19 protein-coding genes and 1 pseudogene are annotated in these 18,515 nt (G+C 66.7%); 13 read left to right on the forward strand and 7 right to left on the reverse strand.

Annotated features, from left to right (window positions below; translation table 11 throughout):
• Positions 1-513, reverse strand: a 513-nt coding sequence (locus WAO18_RS14935) for an O-methyltransferase (RefSeq protein WP_422207038.1), incomplete at its 3' end; no start/stop codon positions are given.
• A 199-nt stretch (positions 514-712) separates the two neighbouring features.
• Between WAO18_RS14935 and sigE the strand changes: the two genes are divergently transcribed.
• The 4 genes from sigE (at position 713) to tatB (ending at position 4,004) form a co-directional block, all read left to right on the forward strand.
• Complete coding sequence (gene sigE / locus WAO18_RS14940) at positions 713-1,489, forward strand: RNA polymerase sigma factor SigE (RefSeq protein WP_422207039.1); 777 nt, start codon at positions 713-715, stop codon at positions 1,487-1,489.
• A gap of 107 nt (positions 1,490-1,596) precedes the next feature.
• Positions 1,597-2,016, forward strand: coding sequence for an anti-sigma E factor RseA (gene rseA, locus WAO18_RS14945; protein ID WP_422207040.1), 420 nt, complete (start codon positions 1,597-1,599; stop codon positions 2,014-2,016).
• 87 nt (positions 2,017-2,103) lie between these two features.
• On the forward strand, positions 2,104-3,606 hold the full coding sequence (locus tag WAO18_RS14950) for a S1C family serine protease (protein ID WP_422207041.1): 1,503 nt from the start codon (positions 2,104-2,106) through the stop codon (positions 3,604-3,606).
• Positions 3,606-4,004, forward strand: a complete 399-nt coding sequence (gene tatB / locus WAO18_RS14955; protein ID WP_422207042.1) for a Sec-independent protein translocase protein TatB — start codon at positions 3,606-3,608, stop codon at positions 4,002-4,004. Before WAO18_RS14950 ends, tatB begins: the two co-directional genes overlap by 1 nt.
• Positions 4,005-4,111: 107 nt before the next feature.
• Here the strand turns inward: tatB and WAO18_RS14960 are convergent, their stop codons facing one another.
• The 4 genes from WAO18_RS14960 to WAO18_RS14975 form a co-directional block, all read right to left on the reverse strand.
• Positions 4,112-5,242 carry an Mrp/NBP35 family ATP-binding protein gene (locus WAO18_RS14960; RefSeq protein WP_422207043.1) on the reverse strand — a complete coding sequence of 377 codons (1,131 nt, stop codon included), beginning with the start codon at positions 5,240-5,242 and terminating at the stop codon, positions 4,112-4,114.
• A gap of 45 nt (positions 5,243-5,287) precedes the next feature.
• Positions 5,288-6,490, reverse strand: coding sequence for a lytic transglycosylase domain-containing protein (locus WAO18_RS14965; RefSeq protein ID WP_422207055.1), 1,203 nt, complete (start codon positions 6,488-6,490; stop codon positions 5,288-5,290).
• Between the two features lie 398 nt (positions 6,491-6,888).
• Entirely contained in the window at positions 6,889-7,434 is a 546-nt protein-coding gene (locus WAO18_RS14970; protein ID WP_422207044.1) for a DUF1003 domain-containing protein, read from the reverse strand.
• A complete protein-coding gene (locus WAO18_RS14975; protein ID WP_422207045.1) occupies positions 7,434-8,726 on the reverse strand; it encodes a magnesium transporter MgtE N-terminal domain-containing protein in 1,293 nt (430 codons plus the stop codon). The genes WAO18_RS14970 and WAO18_RS14975 overlap by 1 nt, the downstream gene beginning before the upstream one ends.
• 35 nt (positions 8,727-8,761) lie before the next feature.
• Here WAO18_RS14975 and WAO18_RS14980 point away from each other — a divergent pair, with 35 nt between their 5' ends.
• Positions 8,762-9,733: an HpcH/HpaI aldolase/citrate lyase family protein gene (locus tag WAO18_RS14980; protein ID WP_422207046.1), complete on the forward strand. Its 972-nt coding sequence runs from the start codon at positions 8,762-8,764 to the stop codon at positions 9,731-9,733.
• Positions 9,734-9,739: 6 nt separating this feature from the next.
• Here WAO18_RS14980 and WAO18_RS14985 read toward each other — a convergent pair whose 3' ends face one another.
• Entirely contained in the window at positions 9,740-10,309 is a 570-nt protein-coding gene (locus tag WAO18_RS14985; RefSeq protein WP_422207047.1) for a DUF4190 domain-containing protein, read from the reverse strand.
• Between the two features lie 107 nt (positions 10,310-10,416).
• Here WAO18_RS14985 and WAO18_RS14990 point away from each other — a divergent pair, with 107 nt between their 5' ends.
• The 6 genes from WAO18_RS14990 to WAO18_RS15015 are packed head-to-tail and all read left to right on the forward strand — an operon-like array spanning position 10,417 to position 15,849.
• Positions 10,417-10,947 carry a general stress protein gene (locus WAO18_RS14990; protein WP_422207048.1) on the forward strand — a complete coding sequence of 177 codons (531 nt, stop codon included), beginning with the start codon at positions 10,417-10,419 and terminating at the stop codon, positions 10,945-10,947.
• 3 nt (positions 10,948-10,950) lie between these two features.
• A complete protein-coding gene (locus WAO18_RS14995; RefSeq protein ID WP_422207049.1) occupies positions 10,951-12,357 on the forward strand; it encodes an extracellular solute-binding protein in 1,407 nt (468 codons plus the stop codon).
• Positions 12,354-13,241 (forward strand): carbohydrate ABC transporter permease, encoded by an 888-nt coding sequence (locus WAO18_RS15000; protein ID WP_422207050.1) that lies wholly within the window; start codon positions 12,354-12,356, stop codon positions 13,239-13,241. Before WAO18_RS14995 ends, WAO18_RS15000 begins: the two co-directional genes overlap by 4 nt.
• Before the next feature lie 4 nt (positions 13,242-13,245).
• Positions 13,246-14,070, forward strand: coding sequence for a carbohydrate ABC transporter permease (locus tag WAO18_RS15005; RefSeq protein ID WP_422207056.1), 825 nt, complete (start codon positions 13,246-13,248; stop codon positions 14,068-14,070).
• A gap of 4 nt (positions 14,071-14,074) precedes the next feature.
• The gene (locus tag WAO18_RS15010) at positions 14,075-15,253 is read left to right on the forward strand and encodes an ABC transporter ATP-binding protein (RefSeq protein WP_422207051.1); all 1,179 of its coding nucleotides are present in this window, start codon (positions 14,075-14,077) and stop codon (positions 15,251-15,253) included.
• Positions 15,253-15,849 (forward strand): suppressor of fused domain protein, encoded by a 597-nt coding sequence (locus tag WAO18_RS15015; RefSeq protein WP_422207052.1) that lies wholly within the window; start codon positions 15,253-15,255, stop codon positions 15,847-15,849. The genes WAO18_RS15010 and WAO18_RS15015 overlap by 1 nt, the downstream gene beginning before the upstream one ends.
• Before the next feature lie 140 nt (positions 15,850-15,989).
• Here WAO18_RS15015 and corA read toward each other — a convergent pair whose 3' ends face one another.
• Positions 15,990-17,105, reverse strand: a complete 1,116-nt coding sequence (corA, locus tag WAO18_RS15020) for a magnesium/cobalt transporter CorA (protein WP_422207053.1) — start codon at positions 17,103-17,105, stop codon at positions 15,990-15,992.
• Between the two features lie 192 nt (positions 17,106-17,297).
• Between corA and WAO18_RS15025 the strand changes: the two genes are divergently transcribed.
• A complete protein-coding gene (locus tag WAO18_RS15025) occupies positions 17,298-18,287 on the forward strand; it encodes a malate dehydrogenase (RefSeq protein WP_422207054.1) in 990 nt (329 codons plus the stop codon).
• A gap of 57 nt (positions 18,288-18,344) precedes the next feature.
• Positions 18,345-18,515: pseudogene (locus WAO18_RS15030) on the forward strand (NAD-dependent malic enzyme); the annotation flags it as partial.

Genomic DNA, 18,515 nt, shown 5'->3' on the forward strand with positions numbered 1-18,515 from the left:
GTGCACGACGATCACACCGCCGGAGCGCAGCAGCCGCACGCCCTCGACCACGTAGTCCGGCTGGTCGAGCGGGTCGGCGTCGATGAAGACCAGGTCGTAGGAGTCGTCAGCCAGCCGGGTCAGCACGTCCTGGGCCCGGCCGCTGATCAGCCGGGTCCGCGACGGGCCGATGCCCGCGTCGGAGAAGGCTTCCTTGGCGATCCGCTGGTGCTCGGGCTCGATGTCAATCGTGGTCAGCACGCCGTCTTCGCTCATCCCCGATAGCAGCCACAGGCTGCTGACTCCGGCACCGGTGCCCACCTCGACGATGGCTTTCCCACCGCTGAGTTTGGTCAGCAGGCTCAGCAGAGCTCCGACCGCCGGCGTCACCGCGCCGGCGCCGATGTCGGCGGCGCGCTCGCGGGCGGCCAGCAGCACCGCGTCCTCCGAGATCGACCCCTCGGCATGCGCCGAGAGTGACTCGGCCCGACTCGTCGTCGCTGGCTGGCCTGGTGTGTGGTCGGTCGTGGCCATGGCGTGAGCGTAAGTCCATCCCCTGCCGCGTGCAGTCAGGCGCGCCCGGCGCCGGCTGCCGACACGCTCAAACCCTCACCGTGATCGAAATGAGACGTAGTCGTATATGACCAGCGCAACGGTGTTTCCGGCGCCATTCTTAGTGAAAGCTCAGTGCGGTCACATACCGCACATACGCCGATAGACGACGGTATCCCCCATGGAGCGTGGCGGCCGCTGGTCCGGGAATACATTCCGCTATCTTCGCGTTGCCCGCGATGATGAATTGCCGAGCATCGACGGCAGTCTGAACCCGGAGGATTTCAACATCACGACACTCATGAGCCCGACGAGCATGTCGCACCCCGAGCGATACCGCGACGCTGACTGGGTAGAGCCCGCTGAGGAGCCTTACGGCACCGCGGTCTTCGACGCGACCGGTGACAAGGCGGCCATGCCGTCGTGGGACGAGCTGGTTCGCCAACATGCCGATCGGGTCTACCGATTGGCCTATCGCCTCTCCGGCAATCAGCACGATGCCGAGGATCTGACCCAGGAAACCTTTATCCGGGTTTTCCGCTCGGTGAAGAACTACCAGCCCGGAACGTTCGAGGGCTGGCTGCACCGGATAACCACCAACCTCTTCCTGGACATGGTGCGCCGACGCGCCCGGGTCCGGATGGAGGCACTGCCGGAGGACTACGACCGGGTGCCGGCCGACGAGCCCAACCCGGAAGAGATCTACCACGATGCGCATTTGGGGCCTGACCTGCAGGCGGCGCTGGATTCTCTGGCCCCCGAGTTTCGTGCGGCGGTGGTGCTGTGTGACATCGAGGGACTGTCCTACGAAGAAATCGGCGCCACGCTGGGTGTGAAGCTCGGGACCGTCCGCAGCCGCATCCACCGCGGACGTCAAGCCCTGCGCGACTATCTGGCGGCGCACTCCGAGAGCCCCGAGGTGGGCGCCGGCGGCGTCGCGGTGGATCTCGCCGACTAAAACACAACCCACCTGATCGGTGAGTTCATTGGTGTTCGGTATCGGTCAGCGCGCTACATTCGAGGTAGTGCCGCGCAAGCCCGACGCGATATCGAGAGGAGTTGGTGATGGTCGAGCGGGGACATGTCTTCCGCCGAGCGTTCTCCTGGCTCCCCGCCCAATTCGCCTCGCAAAGCGACGCGCCGGTGGGCGCTCCGCGGCAATTCGGCTCGACCGAGCACTTGGCGATCGAGGCCATCGCCGCCTTTGTCGACGGTGAACTGCGGATGAACGCGCACCTGCGCGCCGCGCATCACATCTCGCTGTGCCCGGAATGCGCCGCCGAGGTCGACGGGCATCGACGGGCCCGCGCCGCGCTGCGCGACTCCCAGCCGATCAGAGTGCCCAGCACGTTGCTGGGATTGCTGTCGCAGATTCCGCACTGCCCGCCCGACGACGATGCGGACCCGCCACAAGGTGGCAATTCGTCGAGGCTGCCCGATCGATTTGCCGACCGCAGCAGGCGCGATCGCCCAGAGCCTCGGTAGGGTGGACAGCAGTTTGGCCAAGCCGGTGCGCGGCGCCGTGCTCAAGTCCATAGCGCTGGTGTGCCCAAGCGCTCGGAAGAGGATGACGTGAGCTCCGATCAAGACAACAACGGCGCCCCTCGGCTGGCGCCGCGCCCTGTTTCCCGTCCGCCGGTAGACGCCGCGTCGCGTCAGGCCTTCAGTCGTCCCGACGGCTTGCAGGGGTCATTCGTCGCCGAGCGGGTGCGGCCGTCGAAGTATCGCGACGCCGGCGAATTCACCCCGCATGACGAGCCGGCCGACCCGGTTCTCTCGGAGGCATTTGGCCGTCCGTTCCCCGATGCCGATTCCCTGCAGCGTCACCCCGCCGATGCGGGCGCGCTCGACGACGGCAAGAACAAGGGTCTCGACGAAGACCCCGAGGACCCCTGGCGCGACCCGGGTGCGGCCGCGGCGCTGGGCGACCCGGCGATAGCGCCCACCGGTGCCTTCGGTCCCGACGTCTCGCACGGCCGGCTTGGTGTGCGAGATGTGCTGTTCGGCGGGCGGGTGTCGTACCTGGCGCTGTCGGTGCTTGCCGCGCTGGCGCTGCTGATCGGTCTGGTCGGTGGTGTGGTCGGACGTAAGACGGCGGAGGTCGTCGAGGCGTTCACCACCTCCAAGGTGAACCTGTCTACCAACGGCAACAGTGAATCGCCTGCCGGCCGGTTCGCCAAAGTGGCTGCCGCGGTGGCTGATTCGGTGGTCACGATCCAGTCGGTCAGCGATCAAGAGGGCATGCAGGGATCGGGCTTCGTGGTCGACGGCCGCGGCTACATCGTCACCAACAACCACGTCATCTCCGAAGCGGCCAACAGCCCGAGCCAGTTCAAGACCACGGTGGTGTTCAACGACGGCAAGGAAGTACCGGCCAACCTGGTCGGCCGCGATCCGAGGACCGACCTGGCCGTGCTCAAGGTCGACAACGTCAACAATCTGACGGTCGCCAAGCTCGGCGACTCCGACAAGGTTCGAGTCGGCGACGAGGTGCTGGCCGCCGGCGCGCCGCTGGGTCTGCGCAGTACCGTCACACACGGCATCGTCAGCGCGTTGCATCGCCCAATCCCGTTGTCGGGGGAAGGTTCTGACACCGATACGGTGATCGACGCCATCCAGACCGACGCCTCGATCAACCATGGGAACTCCGGTGGCCCGCTGATCGACATGGACTCACACGTCATCGGCATCAACACCGCCGGCAAGTCGCTGTCCGACAGCGCCAGCGGGTTGGGGTTCGCGATTCCGGTCAACGAGGCGAAACTCGTTGCGCAGACCCTGATCAAAGACGGCAAGATCGTGCACCCGACTCTGGGTCTGAGCGCACGGTCAGTGAGTAATGCGATCGCGCAGGGTGCCCAGGTAGCGAACGTCAAGGCCGGCGGTCCCGCGGAAAAGGGCGGCATCCTCGAAAACGACGTGGTGGTCAAGGTCGGTAACCGCGGCGTGGCCGACGCCGACGAATTCGTTGTCGCCGTGCGCCAATTGACCGTTGGGCAGCCTGCCCCGGTCGAGGTGGTCCGCGATGGTCGCCACGTCACCCTCACCGTGACCCCGGGGCCGGACGGCGGCTAATGTTCGCCAACGTCGGCTGGGGCGAAATCCTGGTGCTCATCGTCGTTGGGCTGGTGGTACTGGGCCCCGAGCGCCTTCCCGGCGCCATCCGATGGACGTCGAGCGCCCTGCGCCAGGCCCGCGATTACCTCAGCGGAATGACGACCCAACTACGCGAGGACATGGGTCCCGAATTCGACGACCTGCGTGAGCCGCTGTCCGAGCTGAACAAGCTGCGCGGTATGACGCCGCGGGCTGCGCTGACCAAACACCTCTTCGACGGCGACGACTCGCTGATCACCGGCAACTTCGACCAGCCGATCTTCAACACGCCGGAAAAGCTTGTCGCCCAGCCGATTACACAGGCGAAGACCGAGGCCGTCGCCGGGCCGGCACCGTTCGATCCCGACGCCACCTGACCTCAGCGTCGCCCGCGGTGGGCGCGACACTTAACCAGCTGCGACGGCTCGCCGCAGCTGATCGCCAGGGTTTCAGTCTCGACGATAATTGAACTGGTGCTCTGACCTCAGCGTCGACTGGTATCCAGACCCAGCGACATGCCGGCCAGTCCGCGGCGCCGCGACGACAAACCGTCGGCGACCCTGCTCAGTTCCTTGCCGACCGGGGAGTCGGGAGAACTCAGCACGACCGGCACCCCGGCGTCGCCGGCGGCGACCAGCGCGGGGTCCAACGGAATCTGGCCCAGCAGCGGCACATCGGCACCCATCACGCGGGTTAGTCGTTCGGCGACCTGAGCGCCGCCGCCTTCGCCGAACACCTGCATCGTCGAGCCGTCGGGAAGTACCAGCCCGGACATGTTCTCCACCACGCCAACCACGCGCTGCTTGGTCTGTAGTGCGATGCTGCCGGCCCGCTCGGCCACTTCCGCCGCCGCCAGTTGTGGTGTTGTGACGACGATGATTTCGGCGTTCGGGATCAACTGAGCGACCGAGATCGCGATGTCGCCCGTCCCCGGCGGCAGGTCCAGCAGCAGCACGTCGAGGTCGCCCCAGTAGACGTCGGCCAGGAACTGTTGCAACGCCCGGTGCAGCATCGGCCCGCGCCACACCACCGGCGTGTTGCCTTCGGTGAACTGGGCGATGGAGATGACCTTCACCTCGTGCGCGATCGGCGGCAGGATCATCGACTCGACCTGGGTGGGCCGATCGTTGGTGCCCATCATGCGCGGGATCGAGTGGCCGTGGATGTCGGCGTCGAGCAGCCCGACCGATATGCCGCGGGCGGCCATCGCCGCGGCCAGGTTGACCGTCACCGTCGACTTACCTACACCGCCCTTGCCGGACGCGACGGCGTACACGCGGGTCAGCGAGCCCGGCTGGGCGAACGGGATGACCGGTTCGCGGGAATCGCCGCGCAACTGCTTACGCAACTCGGTGCGCTGCTCGTCATTCATCACGTCGAGGCTGACCTGAACCGCGCCGGTGCCCGGCACGTCGGCGACTGCTTGGCGCACCCGGTCGCTGATTTCAGTCTTCTTCGGACACGCCGAGGTGGTCAGGTAGATCTCGACGTGCACATCGCCGCTGGGGCCTACCTCGATAGCTTTGACCATCCCGAGTTCAGTGATGGGGCGTCGCAGTTCAGGATCGATAACCTTGGCCAGGGCGGCGCGAACATCTGCAGTCGGATCGGACATCACTGTCGAGTCTAGTGCTGCGCCGGTGCGGGCCGAGTTGGCAGGTCAGGCGGGGGGAGCCGACTGCGGGCCGGGGGGTGGCCCGCCGCCGGGCGCGACGGCAGCGGGTGCCGGAGGCGGCGGTGCGACAGGTGGCTGTGCGGCCGGTGGCTGTGGCGCCGCGGGTACCACGGCCGGCAGCGCGAATGGGTTGGCCGGCGCCGCCGGAGCTAACGGATTGGCCGGCGAGGCGTTGAACGCCTGCTGTGGCGCACTCGTTCCGCCGTCGATGCAGATCACCGTGCACGATGGGCCGTACGCCGGCCGCTGCGTCGCCCACGGCTGCGGGCCGTTGCTCGGGCCCCCGCTGAGGTCGATCAGCGGCATCTGGGCCAGCGGGTCGGTAGACGGCAAGCCGTGCATGTTAAGCGGCAGGTTGGGGCCGAGGCCTTCGGCGTTCTCCAGGTGCGCGTCGCCGAGCGGCGGTGGCGGTCCGGTAATCGCGGGTAGGTCGACAGGGATGACGCCGGTGGCGTACGCCGCGGCCCAGCCCAGCACGTTCTGGGCGTAGGGCATGGAGTTGTTGTAGCGCAGGATCGCCGACAGGACCTGCGACTGGTCGCGCAGGTTCAGCCCGCCGCTGCACAGGTACCGAGCGGCGGCCAGGGTGGCGTCGTACAGGTTCTGCGGATCGGCCATGCCGTCGCCGTCGCCGTCGGAGGCATAGTGCGCCCAGGTTCCCGGCAGGAACTGCATCGGTCCCATCGCGCGGGCGTAGGCGACGCGGCCGGGGGTGTTGCTCTGGACCACGACCTCGTTGCCGGGCAGCGTCCCGTCGAGGGTCGGCCCGTAGATCGGTCGTATCGCGGTGCCGCGAGCGTCGGTGGCGCCGCCGTTGGCGTGCCCCGATTCGATGCGACCGATACCGGCCAGCAGGTTCCAGCTGATGCCGCAACCGGGGTCGGCGGTGGCCATCATCCGTTCGGCATTGCGGTACGCGGTCAATGCCATCCCTGGAATGCCCAGCAGCCCAGGCGAATTCACCACCCCGGTCGGCGGGGGAGCCGACGCGGTGGCCGCCGCGATGTGGAAACCGACCTTCGGGTGCTCGACGGCGATCACCAGTGGGCCGGTCGGGTCGGTGGATGCGCGGGCGACCGCGGCGACCGGGGTGATGGCGGCATCGCGCAGCGTCGACTTGGTCATCGGGAACGATGGTGCGCCGGCGCCGTCGACGCTGGCGTAGACCAGGCAGGCGATCATCGCCACACCGAAGGCCGGGCTGCGGGCCGTGCTGGTCAACGCGTCCTGGACCGTCGTCGTGACGGTCTGGGCGGCCGACGTCACGGCACCGGCTGCGGCGGGAATCCTTACCGCGTCCGCCGCGCGAACGACGGCGTCACTTACCGACGATGCGGCGCTGACAACAAAGCCCGGGACTTTGGGGGTGGTGGGGACGCGACTGATCGCCTGTCGCATGTTTGCAAGGGCTGGACGTACGCCCATGCGTCCCCCTACCCGCACTCGACCTGCCTAGTTTTCGAGCGTTGGGGCCCGCGATACTGCGTGAGCCTCGTGAACTAGGTCACCATACATAACACCGGTGACTCCAGTGACAACAATGGCGGACTCTCTGCCTGTGAAAACACAGCCCAGCGGCCGCCGTGTCAATTAGACGACGCGGCGTGTTGATCCGCGTCGTCATCGGTGTCCGCGTGCGTGTGCTTCACCTCGTCGAGGTGCCGGCCTTCCAGTAGCACGCGCAGTTCGTCCAGCTCGCGGCGCAGGTAGTCGCGGATCTTCGCGACGTCGCCGATCGCCAGCCGCAGCGCGGCGAGTTCTCGCGCCAGGTACTCGGTATCGGCCTTGGTCTCTTGAGCCCGGCGGCGATCCTCCTCGAGCGCCACGCGGTCGCGGTTCTCCTGGCGATTCTGGGCCAGCAGGATCAGCGGCGCGGCATAGGCGGCCTGGGTCGAAAACGCCAGGTTGAGCAGGATGAATGGGTAGGGGTCCCAGCGCAGGGCAACGGCAAAGACATTCAGCAGGATCCACACGATCACGACGATGGTCTGGATCAACAGGTAGGTGCCGGTGCCGAAGAACCGGGCGATCGACTCGGTGAACTTGCCGACTGCCTCGGCGTCCAACCTCGGCGCCGACAGTCGTGAGATGCGCGGCGTATACAGCCGCGACCGCGGAGCGGACTTGCTCATCAGCGGCCTCCCGCGGCGTCCAGCGCCGGCTCTTCGGTGGAATCCCGCCAGTCGTGTGGCAGCAGATGGTCGAGCACGTCGTCGACGGTCACCGCACCCAGCAGGTGGTGCTGCGCGTCGACGACCGGGCCGCAGACCAGGTTGTAGGCGGCGAAGTAGCGGGTCAGCATTCCCAGCGAGGTGTCCGGTTCCAGCCAGGGCAGGTCGGCGTCGACGATCCCGCCGACCAGCATGGACGGCGGTTCACGCAGTAGCCGCTGTAATGCCACGCAGCCCAGGTACTGACCGGTCGGGGTGGCCGTCGGCGGACGGACCACCAACACCAGCGACGACAACGCCGGCGTCAGATCGGGGTCACGCACCCGGGCCAGCGCCTCGGCGACCGACGTGTCGGGGGTCAGCACCACCGGTTCCGGGGTCATCAACCCGCCCGCGGTGTCGGGCGAGTGCTTCAACAGACGCCGTACCGGGTCGGACTCCTCGGGGTCCATCTGCCGCAGCAGCCTTTCGGCCAGGTTCGGATTCATCGTGCCGAGCAGGTCGGCGGCGTCGTCCGGATCCATTTCTTCGAGCACGTCGGCCGCGCGCTCGTCGCCGAGTTGCATCAGCAGTTCGGCCTGTTCGTCCTCCGGGAGTTCCTGCAGGATGTCGGCCAGCCGGTCGTTGTCCAAGGCACTGGCCACCTCGTGGCGCCGCTTGGTCGGAAGCTCGCGCACCGCGTCGGCCACCTCGATCGGCCGCCACTTCTCGAATCGATGCAGCAACTCGGCCACGGCTTGTCCCGGCATCGCCAACGCGGACGGAGTCAGCCCCTGCACATTGCGCCAGCCCACGATGTGGGTGGTGCTGCGCCGGCCGATTCGCCGGGGCACGCGTACCGAGACCCGAGTCACCATCCAGTCGCGTGTTCGCGTCTGCTCCAAACCCAGGTCCGTCACGACGACGTCGGTGTCGACCAACTCCGGTAACTCCGGATCGTTGACCCGGACCTTGGTGTCCACGATCTGTCCAAGTACCAAGACTTCGCCCGGCCGTTGTTCGAACCGGCTCATCGAAACGCTGTTGGTGTTCAGCGTCACGGCGCTGGGCTCGATCGACGCCACCCGCAGTATTGGCACGAAAATCCGTCGGCGCGAACTCATTTCGATGACGAGCCCAAGTACCCGGGGTTGCTGGCGGACGATGCTGATGCTGACCACGACGTCGCGCACCCGGCCGAGCGCCTCGCCCATCGGGCCGATGACTTGCATTCGTGCCAGCCGCGCGGCGTACACCCTGTTGATCGAGGCCATAGGTAGACAGGGTATTCAAGAAGGGTGAGTGAAGCGTGAAGAACGCCTACCGGCCCCGCCGCACTTGCCTATCCGTGCCTGGCAGCAGCCAGAAGATGATCGACAAGTCCAAAGGTCTTCCGGCCGACGAGGTCTTCCTCGATCTCGAGGACGCCGTCGCACCCGACGCCAAGGCCGACGCCCGCAGCCGGGTGGCCGCCGCGCTGGCCGCGCCCGGCTGGGCCGGGCAGTTGCGCGGTGTTCGGGTCAACGACTGGACGACGCCGTGGACGCACGCCGACATCATCGAGGTGGTGAGCGCTGTCGGCGCGGCGCCCGACGCGAAGCTCGACGTGGTGGTGTTGCCCAAGGTGTCCGACGTCTCGCATGTTCAGGCGCTCGACTTGCTGCTGACCCAGCTGGAGACGGTCCATGGACTTCCGGTCGGCGAGATCGGCATCGACGCGCAGATCGAAGATGCCCGCGGGCTGATGAACATCGACGCGATCGCCGCCGTGCCACGGGTTCAGGCTCTGGTGCTGGGCCCCGCGGACCTGATGGCGAACCTGAACACGCGCACCCTGGTCGTCGGCGAGCAGCCCGAGGGCTACGACGTCGGCGACGCCTATCACCACGTGCTGATGACGATCCTGGTGGCCGCCCGCGCCCATGGCATCGCCGCCGTCGACGGCCCGTATCTGAAAGTGCGCGATGTGGAGGCGTTCCGGCGGGTGGCGGGCCGATCGGCGGCCCTGGGCTATGACGGCAAATGGGTGTTGCATCCCGACCAGATCGCCGCGGGCAACGAGATCTTCAGCCCACGGCAAGCCGATTACGATCACGCCGAACTGATCCTGGAGGCCTACGAGTGGCACACCTCGGCGGCCGGCGGCGCCCGGGGCGCGGTGATGCTCGGCGACGAGATGCTCGACGAAGCCAGCCGCAAGATGGCGCTGGTGATCGCTGCGAAAGGACGCGCGGCGGGTATGGAACGGCAGTCCGATCCGTTCGTACCGCCGACCGGCTGACGCCGGTCAGTGCACGAACATCGGGGAGTGCACCGACGACGTGAGGGCCACGAACGCGATGAATTCCAGCGTCAGGGCCGCCGCGCCGATGGCGATCCCGGCGATGGCAAGCCCACGACCCTGCTGATTGGTTCGCTTGACCTGGTTGAGCGCGACGACACCGACAACGATGCCCACGATGGTGATCGGGACACCGATCAGACACATAAAGCTGGATAGTGCGCCGACGATCGAGCTGACCAGCGACGTCACCGCCAGCCCGTTGGTCTGGTACGGGCTGGCCTGATAGGCCTGGTAGGGGTCGTACGGACCGGGATAAGCCGGCGGCCCGCCGTATCCGATCGGCCCGCCGGGTGGGGCCGGCGGATAGCCGCCGTACGGTGGCCCCGCCGGGGGCTGCGGCGGATAGCCATACGGTGGCCCCGCGGGCGGCTGCGGTGGATACCGCGGTGGGTACTCCGGGTAATCCACCGGGGCCTGCGGGTCCACCGGCGGATGGGGATACTGCTCCCACGGGCGGGGCTGGTCTTCGTGAGCACGGTATTCCTCACCGTGGTCACCGCCCGGAGCTGTCATGGTGTTCAACCTAGCGCGACGGCCATTCACGCGTCCGTTTGCGCAGGTGGCCGGCCAGTCGATGGTGGTTCACTGCGGCGGCGCGGCAACAGAGCAGAATGAAATTCATGAGCAGCCCATTTCAGCCTGGACAGGTCCCCGGTGCCACGCCCGGCGCTCCGGCCGGGAGCCGGCGTGCTCCCGGATTGCCGACACCGCCGAAAGGCTGGCCGGTCGGTTCCTATCCCACCTACGCCGAGGCGCAGCGGGCCGTCGACTACCTGTCCGATCAGCAATTCCCGGTGCAGCAGGTGACCATCGTCGGGGTAGACCTGATGCAGGTCGAACGGGTCACCGGTCGGCTGACCTGGCCGAAGGTGCTGGGCGGCGGCGTGATCAGCGGCGCCTGGCTGGGCCTTTTCATCGGCCTGGTGCTGACCCTGTTGTTCTCCAGCCCCCACCCACTCGAGGCGTTGACCACCGGCCTGGTCGCCGGCGTGTTCTTCGGCTTGATCACCTCGGCGATTCCCTACTCGATGGCGCGCGGCACCCGCGACTTCAGCTCCACGCTGCAATTGGTGGCCGGACGGTACGACGTTCTCTGCGACCCGCAGAACGCCGAGCATGCCCGGGATCTGCTTGCGCGCCTGGCGATCTGATTCGTGCCGACTCGTCGCGGGCGCAGGCTGGGCGCGATCGCGCTGGCGCTGCTGTTAGCCGCGTCGGCGACATCGTCCTGTGCTGCCCGCGACGGCGGGCGGGTGATCAACTTCTACACCCCGGCCAGTGACGCCGCAACGTTCACCGCGGTCGCCAAGCGCTGCACCGACCAGGCTGGCGGCCGATTCACTGTCCGGCATTACAGCCTGCCGCGGTCCACCGATGACCAGCGAGTGCAGCTGGCCCGCCGGCTGAGCGCCAACGACCACGGCGTCGACGTGATCGCGATGGACGTGATCTGGACGGCCGAATTCGCCGAAGCGGGCTGGGTGCTGCCGCTGTCCGACGACCCGGCACACCGAGCGGAGGCCGACGCGGCCACCGACACCTTGCCCGGCCCGTTGTCCACCGCGATCTGGCGGCACCGGCTGTACGCCGCACCCCTGACCACCAACAGCCAATTGCTTTGGTATCGGCCGGATTTGATGGACAAGCCGCCGGCAACGTGGAGCGCGGTGCTCGACGAAGCCGGCCGGTTGCACGCCGCGGGTGGGCCAAGCTGGATCGGCGTGCAGGCCAACCAGAACGAGGGCGTGGTGGTGTGGTTCAACACGCTGCTGGAAAGTGCCGGCGGCCAAGTGCTTTCCGACGACGGCAGCACGGTCACCCTGACCGATACGCCCGCACACCGGGCCGCCACCGTCACCGCGCTAGAGATCATGAAGGCGGTGGCCACCGCGCCCGGCGCCGACCCCTCGGTCACCCGGAGCGACGCGGGCACCGCGCGGTTGGCGTTCGAGCAGGGAAAGACCGCGCTGGAAGTCAATTGGCCCTACGCGCTGGCCTCGATGCTGGAAAACGCGGTGAAGGGCGGCGTGCCGTTCCTGCCGCTCAACCGTCGTCCCGACTTGGCGGGCAGCGTCAACAACGTCGGGTTGTTCGCGCCGACCGAGCAGCAGTTCCGCGAGGCCTATGACGCCAGCACAAGGGTTTTCGGCTTCGCGCCCTACCCGGCGGTGCGGCCGGGCGAGCCCGCCAAGGTGACGATCGGTGGGCTGAACCTGGCGGTGTCCACCACCACCAGGCACAGGGCGCAGGCCTACGAAGCGATCCGGTGCCTGCGCGACCCACAGAACGAGAAGTACATCTCGCTGGAGGGCGGCTTGCCGGCCGTGCGGGCCTCGCTCTACAACGACCCGCAATTCCAGGCGAAGTACCCGATGTACGACATCATCCGCCGCCAACTGACCAACCCCGCGGTGCGGCTTGCTACGCCGGCCTATCAGGCGGTCTCGACCCGGATCGCGGCCACGCTGGCCCCGATCAACCGCATCGACCCGGAACAGACGGGAGACCGGCTCGCGGTGCAAGTGCAAAAGGCGATCGACGGCAAGGGCCTGCTGCCGTGACCCGCGGCACTGAGAACCGGAAGTCGGACACCCGGCTGGCGTTCCTCCTCGTCGCGCCCGCCGTAGTGCTGATGCTGGCGGTCACGGCCTATCCGATCGGCTACGCGATATGGCTGAGCCTGCAACGCAACAACCTGACCACCCCGAACGACACCCGGTTCATCGGTCTCGGTAACTATCAGACGATCCTGACCGACCGGTACTGGTGGACGGCACTGGCGGTGACGCTGGCGATCACGGTCGCTTCGGTGTCCATCGAGTTCGTACTCGGCTTGGCGCTGGCGTTGGCGATGCACCGGACGCTGATCGGCAGGGGTTTGGTGCGCACCGCGGTGCTCATTCCGTACGGCATCGTGACGGTCGCCGCCTCTTACAGCTGGTATTACGCCTGGACGCCGGGCACCGGGTATCTGGCCAACCTACTGCCACACGGCAGCGCCCCACTGACACACCAGCTTTCGTCGCTGGGTGTCGTGGTGATCGCCGAGGTGTGGAAGACGACGCCGTTCATGTCGCTGCTGCTGCTGGCCGGCTTGGCATTGGTGCCGGCCGACCTGCTGAAGGCCGCCGAGGTCGACGGCGCGGGTGCCTGGCGGCGGCTGTGGACGATCACGTTGCCACTGATCAAACCGGCGATCCTGGTGGCGCTGCTATTCCGCACGCTGGATGCTTTTCGGATCTTCGACAACATCTACGTGCTGACCGGCGGCACCGGCAACACCGGCTCGGTGTCGATCCTTGGCTACGACAACCTGTTCAAGGGCTTCAATGTTGGCCTGGGGTCTGCGATTTCGGTGCTGATCTTCGGATGCGTCGCGGTGATCGCGTTCATCTTCATCAAGGTCTTCGGCGCGTCGGCACCAGGCGGCGGCGATGGGCGCTGACCGGATGGGCGCCCGGCGCGCGGCGTCGTGGGTGGCCATCGATGCGCTGGTGCTGGTGTACGCGCTGCTACCGGTGCTGTGGATTCTCAGCCTCTCGCTCAAGCCGACCTCAACGGTCAAGGACGGCAAGCTGATTCCGTCGTCGGTGACGTTCGACAACTATCGCGGGATCTTTGGCGGCGATTTCTTCAGCTCGGCGCTGATCAACTCGGTCGGAATCGGATTGATCACCACGGCGATCGCGGTGCTGGTCGGCGCGATGGCGGCCTACGCGGTGGCGCGGCTGGACTTTCCCGGCAAGCGGGCGTTGATCGGTGTGGTGCTGTTGATTTCGATGTTCCCGGCGATCTCGTTGGTCACGCCGCTGTTCAACATCGAACGCCGGATCGGACTGTTCGATACCTGGCCCGGGCTGATCATCCCGTACATCACCTTCGCGTTGCCGCTGGCGATCTACACGCTCTCGGCCTTCTTCCGGGAAATTCCGTGGGACTTGGAACGGGCCGCCAAGATCGACGGCGCCACCCCGGCCCAGGCATTCCGAAAGGTGATCGCACCGCTGGCCGCACCGGGCATCGTGACCACGGCGATCCTGGTGTTCATCTTTGCCTGGAACGACCTGTTGCTCGCCTTGTCGCTGACCGCCACCAATGCGGCGATCACCGCGCCGGTGGCGATCGCGAACTTCACCGGCAGTTCGCAATTCGAGGAGCCGACCGGGTCGATCGCGGCGGGCGCCATGGTGATCACGGTGCCGATTATCGTTTTTGTTCTAGTCTTCCAACGACGGATTGTCGCGGGATTGACGTCGGGTGCGGTGAAGGGATAGCGCGATGGCCGAGATTGTGTTGGACCGGGTGACCAAGAGCTACCCCGACGGCGCGATGGCCGTGCACGAACTCAGCCTCACCATCGCCGAAGGCGAGTTCATCATCTTGGTCGGCCCGTCCGGCTGCGGCAAGTCGACGACGCTGAATATGATTGCCGGACTGGAAGATATCTCGTCCGGCGAACTGCGCATCGGCGGCGAGCGGGTAAATGAGAAGGCACCCAAAGACCGCGACATCGCGATGGTGTTCCAGTCCTACGCGCTCTATCCCCACATGACGGTGCGGCAGAACATCGCCTTCCCGCTCACCCTGGCGAAGATGAAGAAGGCGGCGATCGCGCAGAAGGTCGAGGACACCGCGAGAATTCTCGACCTCACCGACGTCCTCGACCGCAAGCCCGCGCAGCTGTCCGGCGGCCAGCGCCAGCGGGTCGCGATGGGACGGGCGATCGTGCGCCACCCCAAGGCATTTCTGATGGACGAGCCGCTGTCCAACCTCGACGCCAAGCTGCGCGTGCAGATGCGCGGCGAGATCGCCCGGCTGCAGCGGCGGTTGGGCACCACCACCGTCTATGTGACTCATGATCAAACCGAGGCCATGACGCTCGGCGATCGGGTGGTGGTGATGCGCGGCGGCGTCGTGCAGCAGATCGGCACGCCCGACGAGCTTTACGAGCGGCCCGCGAATTTGTTCGTCGCGGGGTTCATCGGATCACCGGCGATGAACTTCTTTCCCGCCACCGTGACCGCGAGCGGCTTGAGCCTGTCGTTCGGCGAGGTGACGCTGACCCAACCCGTTCTCGATCTGCTCGCAGCGCACTCGGCGCCGCAGAACGTGATCGTCGGTGTCCGCCCGGAACACCTGAACGACGCGGCGCTGATCGACGCCTATCAGCGAATCAGCGCACTGAGCTTCGAGGTGAACGTCGACATGGTCGAGTCGTTGGGCGCCGACAAGTACGTCTACTTCACCACCGGGGGCCCTGTCGTGCACTCCGACCAGCTGCCTGAGTTCGACGACGAATCCGGCCCAGGCGAACACGAATTCGTGGCCCGGGTGCTGGCCGCATCGAAGGCCGCGAAAGGCCAGAAGCTCCAATTGGCCTTCGACACCTCGCAACTCGCGGTGTTCGAGCCCGACAGCGGCGTGAACCTGACGGTCGCGCCGCCGCCCGGGGCGTAGTGACGCAGCCACTGCAACGGGTGCGTGCGCACCTCGACGCGCACTTCGCTCACACCGAACCCGACATCGCCAGCGTGACGTTCCTGGGTACTGAACCGCTGGACGTGCTGCGTTATCGCGCCGGCAAAGGCGGGGTGGTGCATTACGTGTCGCTGGGCTGCTCGCGGCATCCGATGGTCGATCCGACCGCGGTGTTCGCCGACCCTGAACATGGCCCGCGGGCTGAAGTCGTTCTGCGGCTGCGTGATCCGGGAGCAATCACCGGCCTGGCCCGTAGCCTGGCGATCGTGGCGGCATCGCCGGCGGTCGAGGGCGTGGTGCTGACGTCGGACACGCTGGTCGACCTCGGCACTCCGCTGTGGGCGCGGCCGTCGGGCCGCGCGCCGTTCACCGCGGTGTTGTTGGGTGACAGCGACATTGCCGACCTGCCGCTGGATCCGCCACGCGATCCGGTGCGCTTTCTGGCGGCGACACCGATCACCGCAACCGAGGCCGCCTGGGTCCGGCTGAAGGGCGCCGATGCGATGCGCGACGCGTGGCGAAGCGACGGGGTCGACGTACTCAACCCCAATCGCCCTGCCGCACAGCCAAATTAACTCACTCCAGTAACCCGTGATGGGTAGCACTCTTTTTCGAAATCGTGGTCGCATGCGATATCACCCGCGGTGATGTCACCCGTGGTGCGAAATCGAAAAAAGAGAGTGGTCTGGCTCGCTGAGACCCGCGAGGCAGGTCCCTACAACCAGCCGTTACGCCGGAAGTTGCGATACAGCAGCAGGCAGATCGCGGCCGTACCGAGGATGGTCGTCGGGTAGCCCCAGTGCCATTTCAGGCCGGGCATGTACTCGAAGTTCATCCCGTAGATGCCGGCGACCATGGTGGGTATCGCCAGCAAGGCCGCCCAGGCAGACATCTTGCGCATGTCGGTGTTCTGCTGCATTTCGACCCGGGCCAGCGCGGCCTGCACCAGCGAGCTGAGGTTCTCGTCGTAGCTGGCGATCTGGTCGGCGGCATGGGTGTGGTGGTCGCCGACGTCGCGCAGATAGCGCCGGACCTCTTTGGAGATCAGGTCCTTGTGCTCGGTCTGCAACCGGGCGAACGGCACCGAGAGTGGATTGACCGACCTGCGCAGCTCGACGACTTCGCGCTTCATTTGGTAGATCGGCTCGATCCGGGTGCGGTGGTCCCGCGCGAACGCCTCTTCCTCGATGGCGTCGATGTCGCCCTCCATCGACTCGGTGACCTCGAGATAGTGGTCGACAACCACGTCCGCGATGGCATGCATCACCGCGAACGGGCCCAGCCGCATTTGCGCGGGGTTGGAATCCATTCGCTTGCGGACGTCCGTCAACCGACCGTGGTCGCCGTGCCGGACCGTCACCACGACATCGATGTTGACGAAGATCATGATCTCGCCGGTCTCGACGATCTCGCGAGCCAGCAGTGGCGACTCGTGTGGCACGTACTTGACGGTCTTGAGCACCAGGAACAGCGATTCGTCGTAACGCTCCAGCTTGGGCCGCTGATGAGCGCAGACCGCGTCCTCGATGGCCAGCGGGTGCATACAGAAGGCGTCGCCGACTTCCTGCATCTGATGCTCGGTGGGAGCGTGCAGGCCGATCCAGGCGAAGGCTTCCAGCCCTTCGAGCTGCAGCTGGCTCACTTTGGCCTGCGCCTCGGCGTAGCTGAACGTTCCGGGCAGCCGCTGACCGTCCACGTAGATGCCGCAGTCGACCACGGCCTGGTCGGCGGGCGGCTCAACGGGCGGCGGACTGGGAGGCTCGTCCCTTACAGGCCGTGCCAGAGGACGCAGTGTTTCGGGTATTTCTCGCATCTCGCGAAACGAAGGCATCCTTCACCTCCCGTCGCAGCTCGGATCCAATAAAGCCCCGGTCATGCTACGCGCCCTAGGTAGCAATCGCCTGCGAGCAGATGGCGCCGAGGTGAGGTAGCGGACACCGAGGTGGGGTAGGGATTTTCCGAGTCCGCGAGTGCGCTAGTTTCGACCCGACGCCCCACACCTCCACTTAAGGAGCGAATTGACGTGAGCACAACACCCCTGAAGGTTGCCGTCACCGGCGCCGCCGGCCAGATTGGCTACAGCCTGCTGTTTCGCCTGGCCAGCGGCTCGCTGCTGGGTCCCGACCGCCCGATCGAGCTGCGGCTGCTGGAGATCGAGCCCGCCCTCAAGGCGCTCGAGGGTGTGGTGATGGAGCTCGACGACGGCGCGTTCCCGCTGCTGTCCGGCGTGCAGATCGGCGCCGACCCGAACAAGATCTTCGACGGCGTGAACCTGGCGCTGCTGGTCGGCGCCCGCCCGCGTGGGCCCGGCATGGAGCGCGGCGACCTGCTGGAGGCCAACGGCGCGATCTTCACCGCACAGGGCAAGGCGCTGAACTCCGTCGCCGCCGACGACGTCCGCATCGGTGTCACCGGTAACCCGGCCAACACCAACGCGCTGATCGCGCTGAACAACGCACCCGACATCCCCAAGGAGCGGTTCTCGGCGCTGACCCGGCTAGATCACAACCGGGCCATCTCGCAGCTGGCCAAGAAGACCGGCGCCAAGGTCACCGAGATCAAGAAGGTCACCATCTGGGGCAACCACTCGGCCACCCAGTACCCCGACATCTTTCACGCCGAGATCGGCGGCAAGAACGCCGCGGAGGTCGTCAACGACGAGAAGTGGATCGCCGACGACTTCATCCCGACCGTCGCCAAGCGCGGCGCGGCGATCATCGACGCGCGCGGCGCATCCTCGGCCGCTTCGGCCGCGTCGGCGACCACCGACGCCGCCAGGGACTGGCTGCTCGGCAGCCCGAAGGACGACTGGGTCTCGATGGCCGTTCTCTCCGACGGCAGCTACGGCGTGCCGGAGGGCCTGATCTCCTCTTTCCCCGTCACCACCAAGGACGGCAACTGGACGATCGTTCAGGGCCTGGAGATCGACGAGTTCTCCCGCGGCCGCATCGACAAGTCGACCGCCGAGCTGGCCGACGAGCGCAAAGCCGTCACCGACCTGGGACTTATCTGAAACACAATCGATTAGGTTACCTACGAGTTCGTCAGTAACGTGATTCGCGTGGCGGATATTGCAGAAAACCCGCAGGTCGTCATCTCGGATGAAGAGATCTTCGAGGCCCACGTAGCCGGCAAGCTGTCCGTCGAGCTGAAGTCCCCGCTGGACACCCAGCGCGCGCTGTCGATCGCCTACACGCCTGGCGTCGCGCAGGTCAGTCGCGCGATCGCCGCCGATCACACC

Origin of the sequence: Mycobacterium sp., assembly GCF_049278535.1 — a bacterium.
Classification (GTDB): Bacteria; Actinomycetota; Actinomycetes; order Mycobacteriales; family Mycobacteriaceae; genus Mycobacterium.

Coding starts and splice junctions, on each gene's coding strand:
- sigE (WP_422207039.1), top strand. CDS start 713: ATGGAGCGTGGCGGCCGCTGGTCCGGGAATACATTCCGCTATCTTCGC.
- rseA (WP_422207040.1), top strand. CDS start 1,597: ATGGTCGAGCGGGGACATGTCTTCCGCCGAGCGTTCTCCTGGCTCCCC.
- tatB (WP_422207042.1), top strand. CDS start 3,606: ATGTTCGCCAACGTCGGCTGGGGCGAAATCCTGGTGCTCATCGTCGTT.
- WAO18_RS14960 (WP_422207043.1), bottom strand. CDS start 5,242: ATGTCCGATCCGACTGCAGATGTTCGCGCCGCCCTGGCCAAGGTTATC.
- WAO18_RS14970 (WP_422207044.1), bottom strand. CDS start 7,434: ATGAGCAAGTCCGCTCCGCGGTCGCGGCTGTATACGCCGCGCATCTCA.
- WAO18_RS14975 (WP_422207045.1), bottom strand. CDS start 8,726: ATGGCCTCGATCAACAGGGTGTACGCCGCGCGGCTGGCACGAATGCAA.
- WAO18_RS14985 (WP_422207047.1), bottom strand. CDS start 10,309: ATGACAGCTCCGGGCGGTGACCACGGTGAGGAATACCGTGCTCACGAA.
- WAO18_RS14990 (WP_422207048.1), top strand. CDS start 10,417: ATGAGCAGCCCATTTCAGCCTGGACAGGTCCCCGGTGCCACGCCCGGC.
- WAO18_RS15005 (WP_422207056.1), top strand. CDS start 13,246: ATGGGCGCCCGGCGCGCGGCGTCGTGGGTGGCCATCGATGCGCTGGTG.
- WAO18_RS15010 (WP_422207051.1), top strand. CDS start 14,075: ATGGCCGAGATTGTGTTGGACCGGGTGACCAAGAGCTACCCCGACGGC.
- corA (WP_422207053.1), bottom strand. CDS start 17,105: ATGCCTTCGTTTCGCGAGATGCGAGAAATACCCGAAACACTGCGTCCT.